Origin of the sequence: Burkholderia sp. 4M9327F10 (assembly GCF_005503145.1) — a bacterium.
GTDB lineage: Bacteria > Pseudomonadota > Gammaproteobacteria > Burkholderiales > Burkholderiaceae > Paraburkholderia.
This window is the reverse complement of sequence record NZ_SCNV01000026.1, coordinates 1-26,647: the sequence shown is the minus strand read 5'-3', so window position 1 is coordinate 26,647 and position 26,647 is coordinate 1. Positions and strand designations below refer to the sequence as shown.

At 63.9% G+C, this 26,647-nt stretch carries 23 protein-coding genes; 9 read left to right on the top strand and 14 right to left on the bottom strand.

Annotation, left to right across the window (positions count from 1 at the left end; genetic code table 11):
- Positions 1–161 precede the first annotated feature (161 nt).
- Positions 162–1,865 (top strand): dihydroxyacetone kinase subunit DhaL, encoded by a 1,704-nt coding sequence (dhaL, locus tag FFS45_RS22340; protein ID WP_137956804.1) that lies wholly within the window; start codon positions 162–164, stop codon positions 1,863–1,865.
- A gap of 101 nt (positions 1,866–1,966) precedes the next feature.
- Here dhaL and FFS45_RS22335 read toward each other — a convergent pair whose 3' ends face one another.
- Entirely contained in the window at positions 1,967–2,872 is a 906-nt protein-coding gene (locus FFS45_RS22335; RefSeq protein ID WP_137956803.1) for a LysR family transcriptional regulator, read from the bottom strand.
- 161 nt (positions 2,873–3,033) lie between these two features.
- Between FFS45_RS22335 and FFS45_RS22330 the strand changes: the two genes are divergently transcribed.
- Complete coding sequence (locus FFS45_RS22330; protein ID WP_137956802.1) at positions 3,034–4,590, top strand: MFS transporter; 1,557 nt, start codon at positions 3,034–3,036, stop codon at positions 4,588–4,590.
- Between the two features lie 103 nt (positions 4,591–4,693).
- On the opposite strand, the gene FFS45_RS22325 is transcribed toward FFS45_RS22330, so the two are convergent.
- Complete coding sequence (locus FFS45_RS22325; RefSeq protein ID WP_137956801.1) at positions 4,694–4,978, bottom strand: hypothetical protein; 285 nt, start codon at positions 4,976–4,978, stop codon at positions 4,694–4,696.
- A gap of 67 nt (positions 4,979–5,045) precedes the next feature.
- Positions 5,046–5,462 (bottom strand): MarR family winged helix-turn-helix transcriptional regulator, encoded by a 417-nt coding sequence (locus FFS45_RS22320; RefSeq protein ID WP_137956800.1) that lies wholly within the window; start codon positions 5,460–5,462, stop codon positions 5,046–5,048.
- Positions 5,463–5,669: 207 nt separating this feature from the next.
- Here FFS45_RS22320 and FFS45_RS22315 point away from each other — a divergent pair, with 207 nt between their 5' ends.
- Positions 5,670–6,098, top strand: a complete 429-nt coding sequence (locus tag FFS45_RS22315) for a GNAT family N-acetyltransferase (protein WP_137956799.1) — start codon at positions 5,670–5,672, stop codon at positions 6,096–6,098.
- Positions 6,099–6,191: 93 nt separating this feature from the next.
- Here the strand turns inward: FFS45_RS22315 and FFS45_RS22310 are convergent, their stop codons facing one another.
- Entirely contained in the window at positions 6,192–7,058 is an 867-nt protein-coding gene (locus FFS45_RS22310; RefSeq protein WP_137956798.1) for a hypothetical protein, read from the bottom strand.
- Between the two features lie 527 nt (positions 7,059–7,585).
- Between FFS45_RS22310 and FFS45_RS22305 the strand changes: the two genes are divergently transcribed.
- Together FFS45_RS22305 and FFS45_RS22300 are read left to right on the top strand one after the other, a co-directional pair.
- Positions 7,586–8,584, top strand: a complete 999-nt coding sequence (locus FFS45_RS22305; RefSeq protein ID WP_249362887.1) for a glycosyltransferase family 9 protein — start codon at positions 7,586–7,588, stop codon at positions 8,582–8,584.
- Positions 8,581–9,474: a glycosyltransferase family 9 protein gene (locus FFS45_RS22300; protein ID WP_137956797.1), complete on the top strand. Its 894-nt coding sequence runs from the start codon at positions 8,581–8,583 to the stop codon at positions 9,472–9,474. The genes FFS45_RS22305 and FFS45_RS22300 overlap by 4 nt, the downstream gene beginning before the upstream one ends.
- A 96-nt stretch (positions 9,475–9,570) precedes the next feature.
- Here FFS45_RS22300 and FFS45_RS22295 read toward each other — a convergent pair whose 3' ends face one another.
- The 6 genes from FFS45_RS22295 to FFS45_RS22270 form a co-directional block, all read right to left on the bottom strand.
- Complete coding sequence (locus FFS45_RS22295; RefSeq protein WP_137956796.1) at positions 9,571–9,726, bottom strand: DUF3309 family protein; 156 nt, start codon at positions 9,724–9,726, stop codon at positions 9,571–9,573.
- A 169-nt stretch (positions 9,727–9,895) separates the two neighbouring features.
- Positions 9,896–11,590, bottom strand: a complete 1,695-nt coding sequence (locus tag FFS45_RS22290; protein WP_249362886.1) for an SH3 domain-containing C40 family peptidase — start codon at positions 11,588–11,590, stop codon at positions 9,896–9,898.
- Positions 11,557–11,931 carry a DUF2784 domain-containing protein gene (locus tag FFS45_RS22285; protein ID WP_137956795.1) on the bottom strand — a complete coding sequence of 125 codons (375 nt, stop codon included), beginning with the start codon at positions 11,929–11,931 and terminating at the stop codon, positions 11,557–11,559. Before FFS45_RS22285 ends, FFS45_RS22290 begins: the two co-directional genes overlap by 34 nt.
- Before the next feature lie 109 nt (positions 11,932–12,040).
- Positions 12,041–12,499, bottom strand: a complete 459-nt coding sequence (locus tag FFS45_RS22280) for a hypothetical protein (protein ID WP_137956794.1) — start codon at positions 12,497–12,499, stop codon at positions 12,041–12,043.
- Positions 12,500–12,641: 142 nt separating this feature from the next.
- Positions 12,642–14,207, bottom strand: a complete 1,566-nt coding sequence (locus FFS45_RS22275; protein ID WP_137956793.1) for a sensor domain-containing diguanylate cyclase — start codon at positions 14,205–14,207, stop codon at positions 12,642–12,644.
- Positions 14,208–14,420: 213 nt separating this feature from the next.
- Positions 14,421–16,127, bottom strand: coding sequence for a methyl-accepting chemotaxis protein (locus tag FFS45_RS22270; RefSeq protein ID WP_137956792.1), 1,707 nt, complete (start codon positions 16,125–16,127; stop codon positions 14,421–14,423).
- Between the two features lie 386 nt (positions 16,128–16,513).
- Between FFS45_RS22270 and FFS45_RS22265 the strand changes: the two genes are divergently transcribed.
- Positions 16,514–16,933: a phasin family protein gene (locus tag FFS45_RS22265; RefSeq protein WP_137956791.1), complete on the top strand. Its 420-nt coding sequence runs from the start codon at positions 16,514–16,516 to the stop codon at positions 16,931–16,933.
- Between the two features lie 277 nt (positions 16,934–17,210).
- On the opposite strand, the gene FFS45_RS22260 is transcribed toward FFS45_RS22265, so the two are convergent.
- Positions 17,211–17,456: a hypothetical protein gene (locus FFS45_RS22260; RefSeq protein ID WP_137956790.1), complete on the bottom strand. Its 246-nt coding sequence runs from the start codon at positions 17,454–17,456 to the stop codon at positions 17,211–17,213.
- A gap of 127 nt (positions 17,457–17,583) precedes the next feature.
- On the opposite strand from FFS45_RS22260, the gene FFS45_RS22255 reads away from it, so the two are divergent.
- Both FFS45_RS22255 and FFS45_RS22250 read left to right on the top strand, forming a co-directional pair.
- On the top strand, positions 17,584–18,033 hold the full coding sequence (locus FFS45_RS22255; protein ID WP_137956867.1) for a DUF2844 domain-containing protein: 450 nt from the start codon (positions 17,584–17,586) through the stop codon (positions 18,031–18,033).
- 10 nt (positions 18,034–18,043) lie between these two features.
- Positions 18,044–19,315 (top strand): DUF3443 domain-containing protein, encoded by a 1,272-nt coding sequence (locus tag FFS45_RS22250; protein WP_137956789.1) that lies wholly within the window; start codon positions 18,044–18,046, stop codon positions 19,313–19,315.
- A gap of 55 nt (positions 19,316–19,370) precedes the next feature.
- Here FFS45_RS22250 and FFS45_RS22245 read toward each other — a convergent pair whose 3' ends face one another.
- The 3 genes from FFS45_RS22245 to FFS45_RS22235 form a co-directional block, all read right to left on the bottom strand.
- Entirely contained in the window at positions 19,371–20,579 is a 1,209-nt protein-coding gene (locus FFS45_RS22245) for an autotransporter strand-loop-strand O-heptosyltransferase (protein WP_137956788.1), read from the bottom strand.
- A 75-nt stretch (positions 20,580–20,654) separates the two neighbouring features.
- Entirely contained in the window at positions 20,655–23,051 is a 2,397-nt protein-coding gene (locus FFS45_RS22240) for a tetratricopeptide repeat protein (RefSeq protein WP_137956787.1), read from the bottom strand.
- Between the two features lie 129 nt (positions 23,052–23,180).
- The gene (locus FFS45_RS22235; protein ID WP_249362885.1) at positions 23,181–24,452 is read right to left on the bottom strand and encodes a putative zinc-binding metallopeptidase; all 1,272 of its coding nucleotides are present in this window, start codon (positions 24,450–24,452) and stop codon (positions 23,181–23,183) included.
- Positions 24,453–24,885: 433 nt separating this feature from the next.
- Here FFS45_RS22235 and FFS45_RS22230 point away from each other — a divergent pair.
- Positions 24,886–26,647: transglutaminase family protein (locus FFS45_RS22230; protein ID WP_137956786.1), on the top strand; the 1,762-nt coding region annotated here is incomplete at its 3' end.

Genomic DNA, 26,647 nt, shown 5'->3' with positions numbered 1-26,647 from the left:
CTTCACTCTCCCGTTTCGTGTTTCCTCTTAGCGCTTCCGCCCAACGCGCGGTAAAGTCGGGTTCCCGCTGATCTGTTTGCAACTGTCCCATCACAGTCTCGCAACCCAGCCGCAAGGGACTCCTGGCGAAGAGCCCGCGGCTTTTAAGGAAGCTGGCGCACATGAAAAAGCTCATCAACGATGTTTCCGCAGTTGTCCCTGAGATGCTGGACGGACTCGCTGCGCTCAATCCCGGTCTTTCGCTGCTGCAGGGCGGCACGATCGTCGTGCGAGCCGACGGCGAAGCGGCAGCGCGGCGCGGTGAAGTCGCGCTGATTTCCGGCGGCGGCGCCGGCCACGAGCCGGCGCACGGTGGTTACGTGGGGCCCGGCATGCTAAGTGCGGCGGTGGCGGGAGAAGTGTTTACGTCGCCCTCGACGGATGCCGTGCTCGATGCGATCCGCGCTGTAGCCGGTCCCGCCGGCGTCCTGCTGATCGTGAAGAACTACACGGGGGATCGCTTCAACTTCGGTCTTGCAGCGGAGATTGCGCGCGCGGAAGGCATCGCGGTGGAGACGGTGATCGTCGCCGACGACGTGGCGCTCGCCGCGAGCGGCGACCACGCCGGACGCCGAGGTCTCGCGGGCACGGTACTGGTCCACAAGATTGCCGGGGCGGCCGCCGCGCAGGGCCATCCGCTCAACGAGGTGGCGAGGGCCGCCAGGGACGCGGCTGCGCAGCTCGGCACGATGGGCGTTGCGCTGACGCCGTGCACGGTGCCGGCGGCAGGCAAGGCCGGGTTCGAGCTGGCCGATGGCGAAATCGAATGGGGCCTGGGGATTCACGGCGAGCCCGGCGTTGAACGCGGCGCGCTCGAACCCGCGGATGCGATCGTGGCACGTCTGCTGACGAAGATCGTAGACGACCTTGCACTGCAAGCGGGCGAACGCGTGGCATTGCTGGTGAACAACCTGGGCGGCACGCCGCCTAGCGAATTGAATATCGTCGCCGCTTCGGCGCTGCGCTACCTTGCCGGGCGCAGCATCGCGGTGGAGCGCGCCTGGGCCGGCACCTTCCTGAGCGCGCTGGAAATGGCAGGCGTTTCGCTCACGCTATTGCGCCTCGACGATCAGCGCCTCGCGTGGCTCGATGCCGCCGCTCATACGTCCGCATGGCCGGCCTTGAGCGGCCGTGTGGCGCCCGCACAGATCAAGGATGCGCCGGCCGCGCCAGACGAGATACATGCTGCGCAACTGGGCCGCGACTCGGCGTTGCGCCGGGTGATCGAAGCGGTCTGTGCCTGCCTGATCGATGCAGAAGCGCTCTTGACCGAGATGGATCAGCGCGTGGGCGACGGCGATCTGGGTATCAGCCTTGCCCGCGGCGCACGCGGCATCCTGCACGAACTGGACCGCTATCCTGGCGAGGCGGCGCCGGGCGCCGTACTGCGGGCGCTGTCCGCAACCGTGCGGCGCGTCGTCGGCGGCACCTCGGGGCCGCTCTATGCAGTCATGCTGCTGCGCGCCGGCAGCGTGCTCGATCAGGCGGGCGGTGCAGATGCGCAGCGCTGGGCCGATGCGTTCAGCGCTGGTGTCGCCGCGCTGATGGAGCTCGGCGGTGCGCATGCGGGCGACCGCACCATGGTGGATGCGTTGCTGCCGGCGGCCGACGCTTTGCAAGCCGCCCTGGCGCGCGCAGTCGACGCAGATGGCGCGTTGCAGGCCGCGGTGGACGCCGCGACATCCGGCGCCGCGCAGACCGCGGCGATGAAGCCGCGCCTGGGCCGCTCCAGCTACGTGGGTGGCCGCGCGCTCGGTTTTGCGGATCCAGGCGCGCATGCCGTGGCATTGTGGCTCGCTGCCATTCGTGCGGCTTTACGTGCCTGAGCGGTCCTGCCTCTGAATTGCTGAATTCGCCTGAATGCGGCTGGCGCCCGGATTGCTTCGCGCGAGGTGCCAGCCGCATTCAGGCGGCGCGGCTCTTCAACTCAACCAGGAATCATCTCCGGAATTTCAGCCACGAGGGCGTCGATTGCGCAACGGGTTTTACGCGGCAAATAGCGGGTCTGCGGCCACACCGCGTGAATGTCCTGAGGCCGTCCGCCGCAGCGTTCCCTGACGTAGGCCAGTTCACCGCTTTGGACATGGCGCGCGAGCAGCCAGCAAGGCAACTGCACCAATCCAAAACCCGCAATCCCGGCATCGGCAATGGCCTGAACATCGTCGAGGCTCAATTGCGGCGTAATGCGCAACTCCTGCGCGTGGCCCTCGCTGTTCAGCGCATGCCAGGGCACGATGACACCGCCGCGCGAATACGCGATGCTCGCATGCCCATCAAGGTCTTCGAGGTCCACGGGTACGCCGTATTTCGCCAGATACGACGGCGCGGCGCCGATGCTCATATGCTGCTCGCCGAGGTGGCGTGCGGCGAGACTCGTGCTGTCGTGCAGTTCGCCGATGCGCACCGCGAGGTCGAAACCTTCCTCGATGAGATCCACCGCCCGATCCGTAAATGAAATGTCGATCTGCAGTTCCTTGTTCTGGCGCGCGAGTTCGAACAGGATCGGCGCGACGCAGTGATGGCCGAAAGCAATCGGCACGCTGACGCGCAGACGGCCGCGCGGCTCGGTGCGCTCGCTCTCGAGGTCGGCTTCGGCCTCTTCGAGTTCGGCGAGAGCCCGCACGCAGCGGTCGTAATACGCCTGACCGGCCTCGGTCAGCGTCTGGCTGCGCGTGGTGCGGTTGATGAGGCGCGCGCCGAGCCGCGCTTCGAGCCGCGTGATCACTTTCCCCACCGCCGAGCGCGTGAGATGCAGGCGCTCGGCCGCCAGCGTGAAGCTGCCGGCTTCGACGACCTGGACGAAGGTTGTCACGCCATCAAGCCTGTCAGTCATATTGGGTCCATAGGGGAATAATTCACGGGAAAAAGCCTCATCAATCGGGAAGCCTGTTCCCGATATATTAATCCTTGAAGTTGCGCGAATCGAGTGGCAGGTGCTTTGGTGAAGCCCGCCGGCGACGCGCGACTGGACTCCATCCACTTCAGGCGATATCCATGACGCTTTCCCGCTCTCCAAAAAACGCGCTCGCCCTCGCGGCGGTGTGCCTGACCTCACTAATGTTCGGCCTTGAGATATCGAGTGTGCCGACCATCCTGCCCACCTTGCAAACCGTGCTGCACGGCGATTTCAAGTCGATGCAGTGGATCATGAATGCCTACACGATTGCGTGCACCACCGTTCTGATGGCGACCGGCGCGCTGGCCGATCGCTTCGGGCGGCGCCGCATGTACCTCGCGACCATCGTGCTGTTCGCAATCACCTCGCTGTTGTGCGGGCTCGCGCAAAGCGTGTCCGTTCTGATCGTGAGCCGCTTTTTGCAGGGCATCGGCGGCGGCGCGATGCTGATCTGCCAGGTGGCGGTGCTGTCGCATCAGTTCCAGGAGGGACGTGAACGCAGCCGCGCGTTTGCCGCGTGGGGGATTATCTTCGGCATTGGTCTGGGCTTCGGCCCGATCATCGGCGGCCTGATCGTTGCGGTATCGAACTGGCAGTGGGTGTTCCTGATCCACCTGTTCGTCTCGATCGTCGCGCTGGGCCTGGTGCTCGCCGGTGTTCAGGAATCGCGCGACCCGCACGCGCAACATCTCGATGTGCCTGGGGTGGTCACGCTTTCGGTGGCGTGCTTCGGCCTCGTCTACTACATCACCCAGGGGCCGGACCTCGGCTTTGGCAGCGTTTCCGCCATGGCGATCATCGCGGTGGCGGCTTTGAGCTTCATCGCGTTTCTGCTTGTCGAAAAACGCAGCCCCCGGCCAATGTTCGACTTTTCGGTGTTACGTATCCGCAGTTTCTCGGGCGCGCTGTTCGGCTCGATGGGGATGAACTTCAGCTTCTGGCCGTTCATGATTTATCTGCCGATCTATTTTCATGGCGCACTCGGTTATGCGAGCGTCAGCGCGGGGCTCTCACTGCTCGCTTATACGCTGCCTACGCTTGTGGTTCCGCCGCTGGCCGAGCGGCTCGTGCTGCGCTTCGAGGCGCGCCGGGTGATTCCGCTTGGCATGTTCACGATTGGCCTTGGCTTCATCCTGATGAAATTCGGCAGCAGCGCGGAGCATGCCGATTGGCTCACAATGCTGCCGGGTTGCCTGTTGTGCGGAATCGGTCTCGGCCTGACGAACACACCGGTGACCAACACTGCCACCGGCGCGGTTTCGCCGGACCGCGCGGGCATGGCCTCGGGAATCGACATGAGTGCGCGGCTGATCAGCCTCGCCATCAACATCGCCGTGATGGGGTTCATCCTGCTCGAAGGCGTGCTGTCTTACCTGAAGCGTTTGTTGCCGGAGGCTGTGGACAGCGGACACTTGCGTCTATTCGCCGAGCAGGTGGCGGCCGGCGATATGAGTTCGCCAGGCCACAGCAGTCCGGCGCCAACGTCGCTCATGGCGCTGGACCCGCATGGCTCGATCGCTCATGCAGCGCTGGTGCACGGCTTTGGGCTGGTGATGCTGTATGGTGCCCTGGGTGCGTGGCTGCTGGCCATGCTTAGCGCGTTGACTTTCGGACCGCGCGCCCAGCCACGCGCGGCGGCGAACTACGTCGGATAGGTCTTCGCTCACGCCTCGGATTTGCTGGCGTAGGGCAGCATCGCGGTGCGCAGGAGCCGTCGCAGGTCGACTGGCCTGGCGCGCCGCGCTTTCGTTGGTTTTCCTAGCGCGAACAGACGCTCATCGCTTCAACGAATGCATCCTGTTGTGCGGGATTCTGAAAGAACGCTTCCAGACTGACGTGCTCGTCGTTGGCAAACTGCTGAAGACAGAGCCTCACGTTCGCGTTGGCGCTCGACGCCGCGAAATGGAGCGCCGTTGCAAGCAAGGCAAGCAGCACCAGCGTGATCGCGATGCCGACAGTCCAGTGCCGTTGTTCCTCTGCCTTGAGGGCGCGCAATCGCGCAACCTCGCAGGCGCTTATGCCCGATGCCGAAAGCTCTTTCATATAGGTTCCATTTTGATTAGCAAGACAACTATTTACCGCGCGTGATAGCAAGCCAGCGGAAACCGGCTTACTCAAGCGATTTTCTTACGTTGTGCATGTTGGAGACAGCGGATTCGAATAGATCAGCACCGACTTTTCTGCGCAATGCTTTAGCGATCTCTGCGCTGGCGTCATTGATGGGGCGCTCAAGCGCCTTGCCCGTGCGGGTGGGATAGACGCTCCATTCCCTGCCGTCTGTCTCGCCCTGACGGCGCTCGACCAGTTCCTTTTCGCAAAGATTGTCGATAAGACGGGTCGCGGTGGGGCGCGCAATGCCCAGTACATCAGCGACCTGGCTGCTCAGACAACCGGGCGAGGCCAGTACGACGCGCAGCACGAAGCCCTGCGCCGGCGTCAAGCCAAAGCGCGCATAAGCGGCCGTCCATTCCCGTTCGACCTGGCGAGCCAGTGCGACCGAGTTGAAGTAGAGACAGTGATCGAACATGACGCCTATTAAAGCGCAAGATGATTAGCAAGGCAACTAATATTTTCCGCGCTGTATGGCGGGCGTGCGGTTATGCGGCAGCGATACGCTTGTTTGCGCGATGCGAACTTTCAACGCGCAACCGCGTTAAGATCGAATGCACGCAGGTGATCCGGTTCTCGCGGGGCCGGCTCGTTGCGCTCCAGACATAAACCGAATCTATGCCAAATGCCTACACCTTCCATCTTCGTGACTGACGCACCGAGCCCGGATGAGATCGCGCTCATCGGCGATGGTCTTACCGAGTTCAACCTGCAGCACACCGGCTGCGACGACAATCTCCCGCTTGCGGTGCTGGTCAAGGATCCGGACACGCAGCGGGTGATCGGTGGCCTCACCGGCCGTACGTCGTTGGGGCTGATGTTTGTCGACTTGTTCTTCCTGCCGGCTCGATTGCGCGGCTCAGGAATCGGCAGCGAGATTTTGCATGCCGCCGAGGCTGAGGCCCGCAATCGCGGGTGTCGCGCAGCGGTCCTCTATACGATCAGTTTTCAGGCGCCTGACTTCTACAGGCGGCACGGTTGGCAGTCCTTCGGCGAGGTCGCATGCGACCCGCCCGGCACGAGCCGGGTATTCATGACAAAAGCGCTGGTGTAAAGGTTCTGGCTGCGGCGCTCAAGGCGATCGCCCAGCAGCGTCTGATCCCCTTGTTGGCTTTCCTCCCGGCCCATTGAACCCCGAGCTTCATCCCTAGCGCTTGGCGTTACCGTTGTAATAGCGCAGATCGCTGCTGGTCAGCAGTTGCTGCATATAGGGGCCGTGCCGTGTCAGCGCGGCGCTCTCCAGACATTCTTTCTTTCCGCGCAGCCTGTCGGCTGAACTCAGATCGGGATGGGTCTCGGCGGACGGTGCGTCCTCGGCGCTCGGCCAATGCTGGCAGAACAGACTAAGCGGCTCGCAGGCGTGGCGGTAACGGGGATGGACCGGCTCGCGTTCCGGCATGTTGATAATGGCTCGGCGTCCGAAACGTTCGACCACCGCGGCATACAGAATCTTCTCCAGAAAGTCGTCATCCTTCACGCGGATCGTGGACAACATCTGCAGAAAATCCGGAGTTGCCCTCGCGATGAAAAATTGCGTGGAGAGCGTTTTCGTTTCGCGAATCCCGTAACGTGAGCCGAGCGGCCTGAGCACGCTGGCCAGCGTGGCGCGCAGACGCCGCCCCAGTTGCGGCGAGCGTTTCCATGCCGGCACGCAATCGGTGCTCCATGATGACGCGGCGATCATGGCATGCGGATTTTCGGCAAGCTGTTCCAGATATCGCTTGATGACGTTCTGGTCGAAGATCCACGTGTCTGCTTCGAGATGAACGACATAGTCCGCCTTAAAGCGGGTCACGGCGGCACTGACGGATGCCAGCAACAGATCGGCGGCGCCGACGGTCAGTGGACGGGGTTCGCGTCTCACCAGCACGTCTTCGATGTAACGCGTGTAGCCGGCGCCGGAGCAGGCATGCACCACCGGCCACTTGTGAGCCCAGTTCAGCTTGATGATCTCCATGGAGATGCGCGCGCAATCAGTACGATTGAACGAGGTCAGGCACACGACGACTTGCATGGTTGGAATGGGTGGTCAGAGAATAAGCTGGACGACCCGGGGCAAGCAGCTTGCCTCACGGTCAGATCTAACGGCGGATCGGGTGTGTCTCCATTGAATTGGTTTCTGCTGTGCGCCGGTACGAGCGGCGGGCCCCGCACCCCGTCCGGCATTCAGGCGTAGACCTGGCGCGGTCAGCGCCGGCCGGCCGATTTCCCCGGCATAGTGCACGAAGACGGGCCGGATGCGCGGGGCCGACTTTTACGGAACGTTTCACGCACGGGCCGGAAAAACGCCGCACCGGAGAGCGAACGCATGCGCCGAACCGGCATGGGTGCTCGCTCAGCGGCCGAAGCCCGATTCTGCCCGCTAAGGTCTTGCGGGAAGCCAAAAGAAATGCTTCGAAACCAAATCGTCCAGACGGCGTGTCGTCGACTGCCACGCCTTGGCGATCTTTCGGGCAGAAAGGCGTTGCAAGACTTCGAAACCTGGGATCTACCGATTCTGTGGCAATATCCGGTCGAATTTACTTTGGCTGGATTGAGTGTATGGGCAACGATCAGGCGCATCAGGTCAATCGCACCGATTCGACTGGGGGCGGCGTGCCTGGCATCCAATCCGCCGGCAGGACAGCGGCCTTTGTGATGTCGCCGGCGCTGGGCGACACCCTGAACCTGCTGATCGTCGCTCACAACCTCGTGCGCGGCGGCTGGCGCGTCGATGTGTTTGGCGACCATGCCTATGCGCTTGCCGCATGGTTCCCCCATCTCAGCATCGCGCCTGCGCTGACGCCGGGCGAGGCTCGTGAGCTGCTTGCCCGCTACCCGTACGTGATCCAGATGCACCGGGACAGGCCACTCGCGCAACTGGGCGACTGGCATGCCGGCTTTATCAATTTGCATGAAGCCGAGTTTGCGCAGAACACGGATTGCATGGCGAAGCGCTTCGCCGATTTTGCCCGCAAACGCTTTGACCTCCACGATGTCGAGACGTCGAACGGCATGCTTGCGCCTGCTGGGCTGAGCTTTCGCAAGCACGCCTCGCGCGTGGCGATCCATCCCGAGGCCAGCACGCCCGATAAACGCTGGATACCCGAGCGCTTTCTCGAGTTGTCCCGCCGCCTGCATGCGAGCGGTCTGCAAGTGGAATTCGTCCTCGACGCGCGTGAACGCTCCAGGTGGGAGGAGCTTGCGGGCGACTTGCCGCCGCTGCGTTCATTTCCTTCTTCGTCTCAGCTCGCCGCATGGCTTTATGAATCCGGCTGGTTTATCGGTAACGATTCGGGCGTGGGACATCTCGCGTCGGCGCTAGGCATTCCGACTCTCACGCTGTTTCGCCGGCGCCGGGTGGCGCAGCGCTGGCGTCCGGGCTTTACGGTCGGGGACATTGTGCTGCCGTCGTGGTGGGTGCCGACGGCCGCTTTGAAAGAGCGCTGGTGGCGCGAAAGCATTGGCGTCGGGCGCGTTTTGAAGGCGTTTCGCGCCCTTCGTTTGCGGGTCAGCGGACACCCTACGCCGGCTGACAGATCAGAGAGGTTCGATGCATGAAGGCGAAGCTTGAAAGCGCCGTATCGATTGCCGTTGTGATGCCGGTGGCGATCGGCGATACGCTGCTGCTCATGGTGCTTGTCAATAATCTGATCCGCAATGGCTATCGGCCGACGGTCTTTAGCTGGGTGGTGAAGGACCTGAGCGACTGGTTCCCTGGTGTGGATGTGCGCGACGAGCACGAGGAGTCCGGACCGTTCGACCTGGTAATTCAGCTACGCGCGACGACGGCCGGGGTCTCGCGCGCCGTCGAGGGCGAGGTGTGCGAGCTGGTGAGCTTCGAAGCCTTCCAGGGCGGGCGCCATATGATCGACAAGGTGGCCGCGGTGGCGCACGAGGTATTCGGACTTGCCGACGTCACGCGGCATAACGGTATCACCGTGCCGCACTGGATCCGGTTTCGCGCAAATGAACGCCGCGTGGCCATCCATCCGACGGGCAGCCACATCGAGAAAATGTGGCCGCGCAAGAAGTTCGTCGCGTTGGTGCGCAAACTCGTGCAGCGCGATTTTCAGCCTACCTTGCTGGTAGCTCCGTGCGAGCGCCAGGCATGGGCGATGGGTCAGGACGAGGAGCAGTGGCTTCGTTCGTTCGGCCGGCTGGCGGAGGTGGCGGCGTGGATCGCCGAGTCGGGCTGGTTTATCGGCAACGATTCGGGTCTCGGGCATCTCGCGTCGGCACTCGGCGTGCCGACCGTCTCGCTGTTCATGCGTCGCGGCCTCGCGCACACCTGGCGGCCCAACTGGGGGCGCGGCGAGATTGTGCTGCCCTACAACCTGTTTGTGATCGGCGCACTGAAGGAGCGCTTCTGGAAACTGGCGTTGACCGGAAGCCGCGTCTTGCGTTCGTTCGACCGCTTGCGTCTCGAAGAGCAGCCGCGCTGGCGCTAGTGCCCGGCGCCAGACATCGAGGCGGCCGCGCCAGTTTTACAAGCGAGGCGTCAAACTGGCCGGCCAGGCGTTCCGCGGTCTCGCGGCATCGGGCCGTCATATCTGCCCCATAAGCACCAGGACGATCACCACGATCACAACAATGCCGATCGTGCCGGTTGGCGCATAGCCCCACGCGCGGCTGTGCGGCCACGCGGGAAAGGCGCCGATGAGCAGCAGGATCAGAACGATCAGAAGAATGGTTCCCAACATAACGCCTCCGAATACGCGTGATTGATGGTGACGGGAGCCTATGGCCCCGCGCCTGGCAGTCACTGCCGCAATTCGCATGCCTGTGCGGGCTGAGGAGGGGAAGCGTTCATGGGAATGCATGACCGGCCGGGCGCGGGCTGCGCCGCGCGCTCGGGCCACAGGCGCAGATTCAACCGGCGGGATTGTCGTCGTCGGGTTGAACGGGGGTGCCTTCGGCCGGTGCGCCGATCACGCTGATCTGGAAAATCGGCGTCCCCGCCAGCGATTGCAGGCTCGGATCTTCGGGGTATTGCACGAGCAGCGGCAGGATCACCGAGCCGCCGATCACCGCGCGCCGGCTGTTGTCCGCCGGACGCAGGCCCCAGACGTCCTGATAGACCAGCGGCACGAGTTGCTGGCCGCGCGTGGTGTTGCCCAGGTACAGCATGACGTGGCCGCCGATATAGATCAGCGTGCGCATCGGCACCCCATGCTTCACGAGGTAGTCGAGGCGCTCGGCCGGTGTGGCGGTGGACAGGTCGGTCATGCGTCCGGCGCTCATCTGCGTCGACGAATGACGCGGCAACCAGATGCCGAATGCCGCGAAGATGCTTTGCGTCTCGGATGAACAGTCGTTATAGAAGTCCGTATTGCCCCAGCCATACGGACGTCCGATCAAGGCCTTCAGCAGCAGCGCCAGGTGACGTGGGGTGGCGCTGAGCGGTGCAGTCGCGACCTGTGTATCGTTTAGTTGTGCGATGCGCACGATGGCGTTGCCGTTGGCGTCGCGGACCGGGACCATGACGCTGCGCTGGACCGGATTGTCGCCGGGTGCGACCGGCAGCAAGGTGCCGGCAGGCGCATCGAAGCGAAAGACACCCTGACTGTCGCGCACCGGCGCCGACGCGGCGATCACCGCGGTAAGCCCGTTGCGTGCCGCGCTGCGCCAGATGTCGACAAACGCGGAATTCACCATGCCGACCTTGTCGCTGCGTACCCAGCCTTGCACATCCGGCGTTTGCACGTAGTACCAGCCGCCGTCGCGGCTGCTGCCCAGAACATAGAGCGGTGTGCCGGGGCGCGCTGCCGAGACCTGCAGGTTATCGAACGGGTAGCCTTCGCCGGCGAGGCGGCGGTCGTAGAACGACGGGTCTCTCGTCGGCAGTTCGCGGATCAGTGCGTTGTCCGTCGCAATTGCGCGGTGCGCGGCGGAATAGCCCGGCGCCTGCTCGAACTGGCCGACGTTCATGTTTTGCTCGATCGCATCGATCCAGGCTTGCGTATGAGGCCGGAAGTTCTGGCCGTAGCCGAGCTCGCGAGCGGACTTGCCGGTGTTGTCGAACTCCGCAATGCGGTGGCGTTGCAGCGCGGCGATATCGGCTCCGCCGTCCCGGTAGACGTGCGTGCCGACAAAGCTCGGGTTCCACGGCGAAGGATCGTCGGCGGCGGGGCCGAAGTAGCGGGCACGCAGCGCTTCGTAGTGGGTCTGCTGGTCTGCCGGGCTCAGAAACGGCTGATCGTAGCCGGTGCCTGCAGGGTCGAGCCAATGATCGACGTTCTGGTCGTAGGCATCCATTGGGAACAGGCCGACCGGATCGATGCGCGTCTGGCCGGCGGAGGGCGATGGCGGGGACGGCGGCGTGGCGCAGGCCGCAAGGGCGATGCAAAGCACGGCGGCGGGCAGGCGCCGGCGGGTGACGGCGGAAAGGCGCCACGCATGCGGCAGGGCTGGCCGGCGCAGCTTCAGAACGGCGGCTTCGATACGGGGCAATGCGGCAAACGGCATGGTGCTCGACAGTGGGTGGCCAAGGTGCAGATGATAGATGGTCTGCGTGTCGAGTTGGTGGATTCCTAGGCGCGCCGTTGCGGCGGTATGCGCCACCATGTCAGCAGCACCAGCAGGGCGAAGGCCACATAGGCAAGGGTGAACACCCAGGCGGGCAGATCGTAGAACAGAAGCCGGCTCACCCAGCGCTGGATGCAGCCCTGCGAGCCGGCCGCGCCGGTGCGCAGCCAGTCTTCCAGCACGGTCAATGGACAGGCGATATCCAGCACGGACAGCAGCGACACCACGCCGATGGCGCACAGGTGGATCAGGCGGAAGCTGCGGTTGCGCACCCAGTTCCAGCGCAGCCCCGAGCCGATCCAGATGGCAGGCAGCCCGCAGACGATGAAGGCGGCGAGCAGGGCATGCACGGTGAGTACCGCATCGGCCAGGGCAATCATGGCGTCCTCACACGGTGAGCGGCAAACGCTCGCCCGCAAGCGTGCGAACCCGGCCCGCTGCCGCCTGTTGTACCTGTTGCGGCTGTTGCGTTAATTGCGCTTATTGCGCTTATTGCGCCTGGGGCGCCGGCGGTGCATCGGCGCCCGGATGGTCACCGTGCGGCGCGCGGTTCGCCGCAGCAATATCTTCAGCGAGGCTGGTGCGCAGCGTCGCGATCGCCTGATCCGGATTGGCCGGCTTCAGTTGCTCGCGCGCCAGCGAGTCATAAACGTAGTGCCGCACCATCGGGTCCTGGGTCTTGTTCAACACATCATGATAGACCGCAATGATCTCGCTTTCGCGCCCCGTCATCGCGTACAGCCGGCGCAGTTGTTCGAGATCGTTGACGGCTGCAAAGCCTGGGCCGTGCGGCGGCATGGCGTCGAAGTGCGGCGGCTGACCGTGTTCCGGCGGGGGCGGCGGCGGGGCATCCTGGGCGATTGCAGATGCAGCGGCGGTGCCGAGCAAGACAGTCAAGGCAGCGGTCAACACGGCGTTCAACGCCGCGCTCGGAATGGTCTTTTTCATGTCGTTGATCCCATGGGGTCAGGGCCGGCGCGATAGTGTGCCGATCACTTCAACACGATAGTCGAGATGCTGTTTTGTAGGGTTACTGAAGTCTGTCCGTAACTTACGGACCCTTGCACGCTGCGGCTCTGGGCGCGGATGCTCAGAGACCGGCCGACGCGGCTGCCGCGACGCGGTTGCGCCCGGAGGTCTTGGCGACATAGAGCGCGGCGTCGGCGCGCCGCATGAAGGCATCGAGCGAGGTGTCGCCGCTCTGGGATGCCGTACCGCAGCCGATGCTGACAGTCACCGCAGGAATGCGCCGTTTGCTGTCGACGCCGTGGCTCAGCTCGATGTCGCGACGAATCGCTTCGGCGACGTTGAGCGCGCCGCGCTCATCGGTATCGGGCAAGACAGCCACGAACTCTTCGCCGCCGTAACGCGCAGCCGTGTCGCCGGGGCGCTTCAGGTGGCGCGCGAGCGCGGCGGCGATACGCTGCAGCGCCAGGTCGCCCAGCGCGTGGCCGTGCTGGTCGTTGTACCGCTTGAAATGGTCCGCGTCGATGAACAGCACCGACAGCTCGCGCCCGGTCCGTTGCATCCTTTGCCATTCGGCCAGCAGCACTTTGTCGAGGGCGCGCCGGTTGTTCAGGCCGGTGAGCGAATCCGTCTGCGCCATGTGCTCGAGCCGCGACTGCATGGCGCCACGGTCGCGCAGGGCAAAGGCCAGCAGCCAGATCACCACGATAAACGTGCCGCACACGAGCAGCGCGGCGGCGCCGACAATTTCGGAGCGGCGTTGCCACTCGGCCAGCACGTCCTGTTCGGCCGGCGCGACCACCGCGATCAAGGGCGTGCCGGCGATGCGCGTGAACGTGTAGAGGCGGGTAATGCCATCGATAGGCGAGGGGGCGGAAAACGAGCCGCTCTGGCCTTGCAGGAGCCGCAGGAAAGGCGCCGATCGAACCGCGAGAAACTGCTGCGAGTTCGTGATCTGCGGGCTGCGCGCCACGATCGTGCCGTCGGCGCGCACGATCATGCCGACGCCATGGGTGCTGACCTCGAGCTTGTCGAGAAGCTGCTGGAAATAGTCGAGATTGACGGCGATCACGGCAACCCCGGCAAACGAGCCGTCCGCATTGTCGATCCTGCGGCTCAGCGCGATCGAGCTTGCGCCGCCTCGCAACCGCGAGTGGTAAGGCTTGGAGAAGTAGAGGCCGACATCGCGGCGCTGCTGGTGCACGTAAAAGTAATCGCGATCCGCGACATTGGCCTGGGGCGGCGTGCCCGCACCGTATTCGACGACGTTGCCGTTGGCGTCCAGCGCTGACACCGCGCTGATGTACTGCGCCGTAGTGGTGCGGTCGAACAGCACCTTATGACGGATATCTGCGTCGAGTTGCATCACGAGCGGGTCGCGCAAACCCGCCGCGACCGCCTGCAGGGAGAGGTCGGCGAGTTCGAAATTGTGCTGGACGTCGTTGCTCAGGATGGATATCACTCCGCGCGAGGTATCGCGCGCATGGTCGAGTGCGTCCTGTCTTCCGGTGGCCAGCGTGACCAGGGTAAGCGCGAAGGCACCCAGCGCCAGCAGGCTGCCTAGCGCGCCGACCGCCAGTGGATGGCGTCCCGCCAGCACGGCAACCCGGGACAGGCGAGCCCCGAGATACCTGCGCAGACGTTGTAAGCCCCGCACGGGCGGGGGAGGGGCGCGATCACTGGTTTGCATAAGGTCTGGTGGGCCGGCTCATTGCGAGCGCTTTACCTGTCACGGCTCGGCAAGGGATTTGAAATGCCGGGTAGCGGGGCGGGCCGAGTATATCGGCGAAATCTTACAGAATCTTCCGGCTCCAGTCGGGGGCAAAGTTTGTGCGCGGCGTGTCCGCTCAGACGGTGCGCGATCGTGAATGACGCGGCTGCGCACCGCTGAGCTCGTCATGGGTCAGAACGTCTCCCAGTTGTCGGAGCCGGTGGCCTCTGCGAGCGCCGCGACCGGTTTGGCGACGGCAGCCGGCGCGCGCTTTGCAGCCGGACGGGCGAGCGGCGCGCGTGCCTTGGCCGGGGTGGCGGCGGTGCGCGGCGCGGCTACGGCTGCCGATTTGCTCTCGGTGACCTTGAACACGGACACCGCGCGCTTTTGCTGTGCGGCCTGCTGTTCGAGCGATTGCGCCGCCGCCGATGCTTCTTCGACGAGGGCCGCGTTCTGCTGCGTGACTTCGTCCATCTGACCGACGGCCTGATTCACCTGCTCGATGCCACGACTTTGCTCGTCCGAGGCCGCGGAGATTTCCGCGTTGATGTCGGCGACCCGTTTGATCGCCTGCTGGACTTCGGCCATCGTGCGGCCCACTTCTTCAGCCTGCGCCGAGCCGTTGTGAATCGTCGCCACCGAGCTCTGGATCAGATCCTTGATCTCCTTTGCCGCGCTGGAGGAGCGTTGCGCGAGGCTGCGCACTTCGCCGGCCACCACCGCGAAGCCGCGGCCCTGTTCACCTGCGCGTGCCGCTTCCACCGCGGCGTTCAAGGCGAGGATGTTGGTCTGGAACGCGATGCCTTCAATCAGCGTGGTGATGTCGGCAATCTTCGCCGAGCTCGCCGTGATGTCGCCCATGGTCACCAGCATGCGTTCCACGACTGCATTGCCCTTGTCCGCCACGCCCGAGGCATTGCCGGCCAGCGTGGTGGCCTGGCGGGCGTTTTCGGAGTTCTGTTTGACGGTGGCGGTGAGCTGCTCCATGCTGGCCGCGGTTTCTTCCAGCGAGGCAGCCTGCTCCTCAGTGCGCGAAGACAGGTCCATGTTGCCGGCAGCAATCTCGCTGGAGGCCACCATGATCGATTCGCTCGAGGTCTTGATGCCGCGGACGATGTCGGCAAGATGCGTGTCCATCTGCTTGAGCGCGCCGAGCAGATTGCCGAATTCGTCTTTCGAATGAATCGTGAGTTCGTTTTCAAGCTGACCTTCGGCGATGCGCTGCGCCACCTCGACCGCCGAGCCCAGCGGCGTGATGATGGCCTTCAACAGATAGATCGACGCGGCGACCGCCACGATCAGGCCCAGCACGATTGCACCGATCGCGATCCACAGCAGCGTGTGATACGTGTCCGTGCCCTGGTCGGCCATCTGCTTGACCTGGGTGCCGTTGATGTCGATGTCCTGGTCGACGGTGTCGGAGAGCGAGTTGCCCACTTCGCGCATCTTGTCGAGAGACGGGGCGGCGGCGTCGAGATTGCCGCTGTCGAGGGCGGTGAGCGCCGTATCGGTCAGCGATTTGAAATCGGCGTATTGCGCGGCGATCCGATCAGCGATTTTGCGCTCGTCGTCGTCAGAGACCTTGGCCGGGTAGTAGTCGGTCCATGACGTGTTGAGCTTTTTCTCCAGATCGCGAATGCGGTCGCTTGCCTGCTTGATATCGTTAGGGTCGTGAATGGTCATCAGGCGGCTTAACGTCAGACGAATTTTCAGCGCGTTCGACTGCGTGGCCGCAAGGTCTTCGATCGGCACCGTGCTATCGGTGTACATCGAGCTCATATCCGAGCTCAGGGTCGCGAGTCCGCGAACGCCCATCAGCCCGATGCCGATCATCAAGACGATGCACGCGCCGAGCGCGAGAATGATCTTGAACTTGATTGTGTTCGTCAGCTTGTTCATTCAGATACCTGTACACGATGAGGAGAATCGATCACTGCGGAGGGCGGTTGCGTGTGGGGTTTTGTCTGACGAGAACCTCACGCCACGCAGGGGTGTAGCTGTGTAAACGACACGCGGTATCCGTTCTTGAGGTATGCACGGCACATTTGCTCAATCTCGTGAAAAAGAATTGCCGATTCCTTTCATTGCATTAACGAAAGTGCAGCATTGACCCTCACGCCGGCTCTGTCCCCTTGGCTGGCGCATCGGATGCAGAAGGCGCATGATGGAGTCTGTGCCGGAACGATTCGCAGGCACTTGCGAGACCAACCGGTGCGCAGTCATCGGCCCACGGGCCATCGTTGCCGCGTGGTTGGCCTGTACTTATCCGCCCAGGAGGAACAAGCATGGAACGACCGGACGCCACCAATCCGTTTGGCGAATTCACCAAATTGCTCGAGCAGTTCAAGCTGCCTGGCTTCGACGTGCCCGCCATCATGGAAGCGCGACGCAAAGACGTTGAAGCGCTGGTAACGGCTAATCAGGCCGCCCTGCAGGGCATGCAGTCGCTCGCGCAGAAGCAGGCCGAGATGCTGCGTTCGACGCTGGGCGAACTGCAGGCGCTGGCCGGCCAGTTCTCCGCGACCGGCGGCGCACCCACGCAAACGGCCGAACTGGTGCAGCAAACCTTGCATAAGGCGTTGGCTGACATGCAGCAACTCGCGCAGGCGGCGTATCAGTCGCAAGCGGAGTCGTACGCTGTAATCGCCAAACGCGTCGAAGAGAACGTGCAGGAGCTCAAGACCCTTTTGCAACCGAAGAAGTAGCACAACAATGGTGCCGACCCGTGCGTGCATGCAGCGCGTCAGGGTCGAGCCCGATGCCGGCATCTGCCGTGACAACCGGTGAGCGCCGGCATTTTTTATTTCAGCACGGGCATGCGCAAACCGGTCTTGAGTAAGCCGCGAGTTTGCGCACATCGGATTGCGACGGTGTCGTGACAGCGTGCCGCTTTTATTCCTTTCAATTCTTCATACGAAAATAAACTTCGTAGAACGAAAAGTATGAAGGAAGCCAGATTTGGCTGGTTTATTCAGTGTGTGCTTAATACACCAAAAACATCTGCTCATCACAGTGGTTTTTTTGCTGCATCCCTAATTTTTCTTTATGCAGTTTGCTTAAAACGCTCAAGCGGCAGTAAATCTGCGCGAAGACGCCGCCAGTCATGGTGCTGGTTTTTATATTCAAACAGCACGTGCCGCCAAGCCCGTTTGGAACGTATGCCAAACGATTGCGAGGCGCCTTTTCACTGGCTAAAGTTTCGCCTTGCCACTCCGTAGACGCATTCACGCAACCTCTGCAGGCGTGATTGAAGTACCGGTAGCCGCCGGTCGGGGAGTGCGCCCCTTATTTGTCGTTCGCGATCGGCAAGGTGGATCACGAGCGTTTTCACCTCGAAGGAATTCACTTGAAAACGATGCTTCATGCCGGCATTGCTTGCGCAATGCTCGGGGCAAGCTTTGCGCTTTGTTTGCCAGCACAGGCCACACTCGGCCAGAACGTCAGCAGTATCGGCAACGACCAGGCGCTCATGCACGCCACGGCCCACAGCGCGACTTCGCAGGCTGCGTACACGGTCCATCTGATCACGCTGCCCTCGGGCACGGTGGTGCGCGAGTATGTCGCGCCGGGCGGCACGGTGTTCGGCGTGGCGTGGGAAGGGCCAACCTTGCCCGATCTGAAGACGACGCTGGGCGCCGCCTTCGATCAGTACGTCGCCGCCACGGCGACGCGACGCGCCACGCCGCTCGCTGTATCGAACAGCGATCTGGTGGTGTTCTCGGGAGGTCATTTGCGGGCCTTCGCGGGGCACGCCTATTTGCCGCAAGCGGTGCCTGCGGGTGTCGATATCAATGTCATTCAATAACGGAGCGATCATGCGTCCTTCAGATTCGTTCCTCAAGTTCCTCGGCGCTGCCGTTCTCGCGTTGCTGCTTGCCGCATGCGGCGGCGGTGGTGGCGGCGGGGGCAGCAGTTCCACCGCCAGCACCTCGAATGCGTCGTCGCCCGCGCAGTCGGCCACCACTACGGCGACGTCCACGACAGTGGGCGCTGCCAATGCCGTGACCGTGACAGTCGACGCCGGCGTGACCGACGTGCCGAACATGCCCTTCGTCAGCGTCACCGTCTGTACGCCCGGTACGACACAGTGCCAAACCATCAATCACGTGCTGGTCGATACCGGGTCGTGGGGATTGCGTGTGTTCGCGTCGCAACTGCCGTCTTCAGTGACGCTTCCGCAAGAGCAGGATGCCTCGGCCAATCAACTGGCCGAATGCATGCAGTTTTTCGATGGTTATACGTGGGGTTCAGTGCGGCTCGCCGACGTGCAGATCGGTGGCGAAAAAGCCGCCTCGCTGCCGGTCCAGGTGATCGATCCAAACTACAGCGCAGTGCCTTCGGATTGCAGCAGCGTGGGCGCGTCGCGCAACACGCCCACCGCGCTGGCCGCCAACGGCGTGCTCGGCATTGGCGTGTTCAAGCACGACTGCGGGGCCAACTGCGCGCAGCAGGCGGTGCCGGCAACCTACTACGGTTGTGCGGGAACGACCTGCACGTCGCTGGCGGTGGCCGAGAATCTGCAGGTGGCGAATCCGATTCCCTACTTCACGACCGACAACAACGGCTCGGTCCTGATGCTGCCGGCGGTGACGGCGAACAGCGAAGCGTCGCTGACGGGACAACTGGTATTCGGCATCGGCACGCAGAGCAATAACGGCCTGGGGAGCGCCCAGGTGATCGGCGTCAGCCCGACCAACGGAACGTTTTCGACCGTGCAAAATGGCACGACCTATACGAAGAGCATCATGGACAGCGGCTCGACCGGCCTGTTCTTCCAGACCAGCGCACTGCCCACCTGTGCCAGCCCGAATAACTCGTACTACTGTCCGTCCGCGACTACGCAGTTGAGCGCGGTGATCGAAGGCGTGAACGGCATCAACAGTTCGGTCTCGTTCAATGTGGGCAACGCCACGACGCTGTCGCAGACCTATGGCGGCAACGCGGTGATGCCGCTGCTCGCCGGGCCGGCGTTCGTTACCTCGACCATCTTCGACTGGGGCTTGCCGTTCTTCTACGGCCGCAATGTGTATGCGGCTGTCGAGCAGCAAACGACACCGGGCGGCGCCGGGCCGTATGTTGCCTATTGATTTGCGCTAGCTGGAACAGCGATGGAACAGGCAACCTTCTTTAGGAAGGTTGCCTTCAACGAGACTTTTCAATCAGCGGATTGATGACGCGAGCGACAAAATCCGGCGTGATCGAACTCGTACATTGATACGCCCCGGGTGTGCCTTCATAGCGCGGACACCAGTTGAAGTTGCCTGAATCGAACGCGAACCGGGTGTCGTTAAAGCAGCTGTTGCAGGTGTGAAAATTGATGATGCGCCAAGGCGTATGAAACTCGGTCTTGGGATGAGAAAAACCGCTGATCATCACGACCGGCGTGCCGACTGCCCATGCTAGCCATGAGAGTCCGCTGCCCAGTCCGATGAAGAAATCCGCATGCAGCAAGAGGCTTGCGCGCTCCTGCAACGGCAGGTTGCCGGTGAAGTCTTCGGCCCCCGCAGGCATCGAATTGAGTTTGCCCGAGCGGCGGCAATCCCGTTCGCGGTCGATGCACAGCACGCGATAGCCCTGCTGCTGCAGGTACGCGACCAGCCTGGGCCAGCCACCCGGATTGTTCCAGTACTTGCACTGGCCACCGGCCTGAACGGCGATGCAGACATAGCGCTCCCTGATCCTGCGGGTGGCGTCGGCAACCACCAGCGTGGGGCGGCGCTCCACGGCAGGCACACCCAGGATATACGATGCGACATCCTGCAGACTGCTCACGCGCGGGTCGGTCGGCTGGTGGTCGCGGTCCTCGTATGGCGAGAACAGGCCGAGATAGTAGGTCGCGTAAAACGTGCCGAGCGAAGCAACGGTGGCATTGCTCGCGACGAAGTGCAAGTCCGGATAGCCGGCCCTGAAGAGCTCATGGAGATGCAGCGGTACCTGCACATGCATCTCGCAGCGATGCTCGCGGCGCAACGCCTCGACAGCGGGCATCCACGCGATGAAGTCGCCAAGCGCAGTCTGGCCCGCCCGCACGAAGACACGCTGGCCTGCTGCATCGAACGCATGCGAAAACACAAGTCGCTCGCCGTCGAACACTTGCAGCATGAAGCGCACGAAGTACTTGCGCCGGCTGGCCAGGATAACGCCGGCTTCGGGCACGTCGTCGAGCAGGGTGTTGTGCGTGTCGAGGTCTGACATGACAACGCGCCAGCCGCTAACGGGGACCTGCACGCGGCAGCCGTAGTTGAAGTCGTACCGAATGCCCTCGGGACCCTGCAACGCCGGTGTGCCGACATCCGCAAAAGACGCATCATGAGGGCCGTGTTGCAGGTTGGGAGAGGAGGGCGCGGTCATTGTGTTCGCTCAACGAGGCCGCCGATTATTGCACGTAAGTCATCCTGAAAAAACGGGTGGAGGGAGCCTCACTTCTTACGCTGCACACCAGTCTCGCCATATTTGCCGATAGGCCGTTTCAACGTGATGCGCAAAGCGCGCCCCGTCCATCAGCGGCGATTGCTCCATGCGCGGCCGCAGCCCTTGCCGCAGGTCCGCGAGACGCGGCAGGTCTCCCGCCAGTTCGGCGGCAATGCGCACGAACGCCTCGTCTGAATCCGCGGCAAGTTCGCTGATACCGAGATTCATCAACTGACTCAGCCCACCGCGTCCGACAGCCGTTGCGCCGATCCGCGTGACGACCGGCACACCCATCCACAGCGAGTCGAGGCTCGTGGTGTGGCCGTTGTACGGAAACGTATCCAGCCCCAGGTCGATCTGGTGATAGGTGCGCAGATAATCGGCGCGCGGCTGGAACGGCACGAAGCCGACCCGCAGCGCGTCGATGCCGTGCCGTTCCATGCGCCGCGCGAGATCCTGGTGGGCGCTGCCGGCCGGCGCCATGAGCAGCAGGCGCGAGCGCGGCACTTCACGCAGCACCATGCTCCACATGGACAATGTGCGATCGGTGAGCTTGCACGGATTATTCAGGCATCCGAAGGTAAGGTGATCTGCTGTCAGCGCCGGCAGCGCGTTCACGGCCGGTTGATCGGTCAACGGGTCGTAGCACCAGAACGAGTCGGGCAAGCGCAGCGAGCGTTCCGTGTAGTGGTTATCGGGCGCGGCCGAGGCGTGCAAAGCGGACGGGTTTGCCGGCTCCAGTACAGGATCCAGATGAGGATCGGTCAGGCGGTAGTCGATTGCCTCGATCCCGGTAGTGCCGGGGTAGGCGAGCCAGGCCACCTGAACCGGCGCCGGTTTGCGGGCGAACAGCAGGGGACGGCCGTCGGCCATGTGCATGGCCAGATCGACGAGGATATCGATGCCGTCTGCGCGAATCTGCTGCGCGAGGCGTTCGTCGTCGAGTTCGCGCACGTCGCGCCATACGTCGGCATAGTCTGCAAGACGCTGGGTATAGGCGTCGGGACGCTCGACGCTCGCATAGCAGTAGATCTCGAACTGCGCGTGATCGTGATGCGAGAAAAACGGCACCGTAAACAGCGACTGACAATGATCGCGAAAGTCCGCCCCGACATAACCGATACGCAGCCGCCGCCCGGCGCTGCGGTCGTTGGTATGCGCTTGACGTGTGGTGCGCAGCGGCGCTTCGTGCTGCGCCGACCAGCGGCGGCATTCCTCAAGGACCGCTTCGCCGTGCTCGGCCTGAAACGTCAGCGCGTAGGCGAGGTTGCTGTGTGCGACCACGTTGCCTGGATCGCATTTCACCGCGCGGCGATAGTGAGCGATGCCTTCGTCGAGCACGCCGCAGTCCTTCAGCACATTGCCCAGGTTGTTGTGCGAGGCCGAATGATGCGGGTCGATACACAGCGCGGCTTCGAACAGCTTCTCCGCATCGGCGGTGCGGCGCAGCGTGCGCATCAGATTGCCCGCGTTGTTATATGCCGCCACAAAACCGGGCCGGGCGCGGATCGCCGCGTCGAATGCCTCCGCGGCCGCTTTATATTCGCCGAGCTCCTTGCTGACGTTACCGAGGTTGTTGTGCGCGTCCGCATGTTGCGGGTCGAGTGCGATCGCGTTGCGGTATTGCGCCTGTGCCTCGCGGCGCCGGCCGAGGGCGTGCAGCGCATTGCCGAGGTTGTAGGCGGCTTCGGGGAAGCGCGGCTCCAGTTCGAGCGTGCGAGTGAGGAGCGCCGCGGCTTGTTCGAACTGGCGGCGCTCGCATAGGGCCACGCCGAGGTTGAGCAGGCAGGTGGGCGAGTCCGGCGCGGCGCGCAGCGCCTCGCTCAGCCGTTCAATGGCAGCGTCGATGTGCCCTTGTGCCTGCAACAGCGTGCCGAGGTTGGTCAATGCGCTGGCGTGGTCCGGCTGGATTGCGAGGGCGCGGCGGTAAGCGGCTTCGGCACGCTCCGGCGCGCCGAGCTGACGCTGGCAGTTGCCCAGGTTGTTCAGGGCGTCCACCTGTGCCGGGTCGAGCGCGGCCGCCGATTCGTAAGCCGCTGCCGCAGCCCGCGGGTCGCCGCTCGACTGCAGCGCGCTGCCGAGCGCGAACCAGAGATCGGCCGACGTGGCGTCGAAGGCCAGCAGCCGCCGGTAGGTAGCAACGGCATCCGCGAAGCGCCCCAGCGCCGAGAGTATCTGGCCGCGCGCGAAGTGGTAGCGGGATTCCTGCGGCGTTAGCGCGAGCGCGCGGTCGAGCCAGACGAGCGCGTCGTCATAGGCCGCGCATTGCAGCCCTAGCACGCCGAGGCGAAACATCACGTCGGCATTGGCCGGGTCCCCGGCGAGGACGGTTTCATAGAGCGAGCGTGCGCCCGCGAGGTCGCCGGCGAGATGGCGTTCTTTGGCCAACGCCAGACACTGGTCGGTCCGCATCGAGGTCCTGCCTTGTTCCGAAGGGGTAGGGATGAGTGCGGAGCGCGCTGGCCGAGCCTGCGGCTGTCCGGTCGAACGAGCAGAATAGCCGCCGCTTCACTACCAATGTTTACCAAATGTCACTAGAGATTACGAGGCGGTAACGTCGGCAGGACCGGCGGCGGAAGCGGGCGGGGCCGGGATGGCGTCGGGCGCGGGTGCCGGTTCCGACCCGGGAGCCGGCGTTGCAGCGGACCCGGCATCCGGCCCGGAAACCGGCCCGCAAGCCGGCCCGGAAGCCGGCCCGGTATCTGGCCCGCAAGCCGGCGGCGCAGGTTGCGCCTCCGGAGCTGCAGCCAGAGGCGTTGCAGGTTGCGCCGCAATCACCCGATGCACCAGCCGCAGCTTCTCGACCACCCGCGGGGCGAGCGTGAACGGATAGCCGTCCGGCATCCCGAGGCTGCGGTTCAGGCTGTTCAGCGCATAGGTCAGAGGAAACCAGCGCTTCATGAGGTTATCGAAGCTGGCGTCTTCCACCGGTGTCTGGTCGATCAGCGTCGGCCCTGCCGGGTCGCGCGGGATCAGCGCGACGCCGTATGAGGTGGCGGTGTCGAGCACGTCGACGATCAGCAGGTAATGCGCCCAGGTTTCCGCCCAGTCTTCCCACGGATGCATCGTGGCGTAGGCGCTGACGTGCGACTCTGCCCAGTTGGCGGGCGCGCCGTCGCGGTAGTAGGTGTCGAGCGCCTCGGCATAGTCGGCGCTCTCGTCGCCGAACAGCGCGCGAAACGGCTCCAGCCATTGTGTGCCGGCGACCAGGCGGTCGAAATAATAATGTCCGGTCTCGTGCCGGAAGTGCCCGAGCAGTGTCCGGTAGGGCTCGTGCATGGCGGTGCGGGTGCGTTCCCGGTAGGCGTCATCGGCTTCCGCGATGTTCAGCGTAATCAGGCCGTTGTCGTGCCCGGTCAGCACCTTCTCGCCATCCTCGTTCTCTTCGAGGAACTCGAATTCCAGCCCGGTTTGCGGATCGTCGTGGCGCGACGCCACCTTGATGCCCAGGGCCGTCAGCGTGTAGAGCAGGCGCCTTTTGGCGACCTCGAGGCGGTACCAGTAGAGCCGGTTGTCCGGCGCCGCGAGGTTCGGGATGGTGCGCGTCAACTGGCAGGAGCGGCACAGCGTGTCGGGCTGGTCGGCCGGGATCATCCAGTTGCAGACGTTCTCGACCGCGTAGTTGTGGCATTGGCGATACAGCGCGCCGCCCGTCTGTGGATGCAGGCTGCGCCAGCGGCCGTCGCCCGCGTCTTCGAAGGCGCTCAGCTCGCCCAGTTCGGGCACATAGCCCAATAACGCGTCGCAACGCTCGCAGCGGACGTTTTCGTAGAACACGAGCTGCTCGCAGCGGTTGCAGTTGAAGGTGCGCATGGCTTGGACCTCAAACGTGGGCTGAAGCGGGGCCGGCATGGCGGGCCGAGGGGTGCGGCATTCACCGCAATCTTCATGCCGCATTTGCCAGACGTCACTGGTTTAACGCACATTACGTGCATGATGGGGCATGTGGACTGCGCCGCTTTGGTGCGTGCCACCCGGATAAGGCTGCTATAAGGCTGCTGCGGGTCACCCTCAGCGGCCGGCGGATGTGGTGGAGCGTGCCGGCGGGCGACTTTGACCGCACCCGGGCGCAACCTGCAAGGACATGCGGGTACCGGTGCTTCGGGTGGGTGCACGGTTCACCACGGTTCACATCTGTGTCACAAGGTTTGTTTTCCGGCCGCAAGGCCGGGCTCGGCAAGTTTATCTACCAACGGCATGAAGCTTGCTTTTTGGCGGGCTGCCAACCTTCGCCCAGGAGTCCGGTGTGTCTATACGTGTCGCGTTGAACCATGTCACACATTATCGTTATGACCGCCTTGTCGGGTTGTCGCCGCAGGTTGTGCGGCTGCGGCCCGCGCCCCATTGCCGTACCCCGATCGTGTCGTATTCGATGCGGGTCGAACCGGCCGGGCATTTCATCAACTGGCAGCAGGATGCCTTCGCCAACTACCAGGCGCGGCTGGTATTTCCCGAGAAGACCCGCGAGTTCAAGATCACGGTGGATCTGGTGGCCGAAATGGCCGTCTACAACCCGTTCGACTTCTTCCTCGAGCCGTCCGCCGAGAAATACCCGTTCGAGTACCCCCCCGGCCTCGCCGCCGAGCTCGCGCCTTATCTGGTCAAGCGCGAGCCGACGCCGCGCTTTGCCGAATTCGTGGCGAGCATCGACCGCTCGCCCAAGATCACTGCGGATTTTCTGGTCGAGCTGAACCAGCGTCTGCAACGCGAGATCCGCTACCTGATCCGCATGGAGCCGGGCGTGCAGACGCCCGAAGAAACACTCACCAGCGCTGCCGGCTCGTGCCGCGATTCGGGCTGGCTGCTGGTCGAGACGCTGCGCCAGTTGGGGCTGGCGGCGCGCTTCGTGTCCGGTTATCTTCTGCAGCTGGCGCCTGACACCAAATCGCTCGACGGCCCAAGCGGCACGGAAGTCGACTTCACCGACCTGCACGCATGGTGCGAGGTCTATCTGCCGGGCGCCGGATGGATCGGCCTCGATCCGACCTCTGGCCTGCTGGCGGGCGAGGGGCATATTCCGGTCGCCTGCACGCCGGAGCCGGGCAGCGCCGCGCCGATCTCGGGCGAGGTCGACGAATCCGACGTCGAGTTCGAACACACGATGTCGATCGAGCGGGTGCTCGAAACTCCGCGCGTCACCAAGCCCTATACCGAGGAAGTCTGGTCCGACGTGCTGCGGATGGGCGCCCACGTGGACCGGGACCTGGAGGCCATGGACGTGCGCCTGACGATGGGCGGCGAGCCGACCTTCGTCTCGGTGCGCGATCGCGACGCCGCCGAATGGAACACCGACGCGCTTGGGCCGACCAAGCGCAGCTATGCGGTCGCGCTGATGGACAAGCTGCGCTCGCGCTACGGCGCGAACGGTTTCCTGCACATCGGCCAGGGCAAGTGGTATCCGGGCGAGCAGTTGCCGCGCTGGGCGCTCTCGCTGTACTGGCGTGCCGACGGCGAGCCGTGCTGGCAGGACCACACGCTGTTCGCCGATGAACGTCAGCCGGGCAGCCATACCGCCGAAGATGCGCGGCGCTTCCTCACTCATCTGACCGGCAAGCTCTCGCTCGATACGCAGTTCATCAAGGCCGGCTACGAGGACACGTGGTACTACCTGTGGCGCGAGCGCCGCCTGCCGGTCAACGTCGATCCGTTCGATTCGCGTCTGGACGATGAGATGGAGCGGGTGCGTTTGCGGCGCGTCTACGATAGCGGGCTGGCTTCAGTCACGGGCTACGTGCTGCCGCTCTCGCGCGAACGCGACCTGCCCTTGCAGGGGCCGCGCTGGGTCACCGGGCCGTGGTACTTCCGCGGCGACCGGATGTACCTGATCCCCGGCGATTCGCCGATGGGCTACCGCCTGCCGCTCGATGCACTGCCGTGGGTTTCGGAGACGGACTATCCGTACCAGCACGCGCACGATCCGTTCGCCCCGCCCGCGCCGCTGCGCAGCGCGGCGCAGTTGCGCATGCAGTATGAAGGCGGCACGGGTGGGGCAGGCCACGCTCATGGCG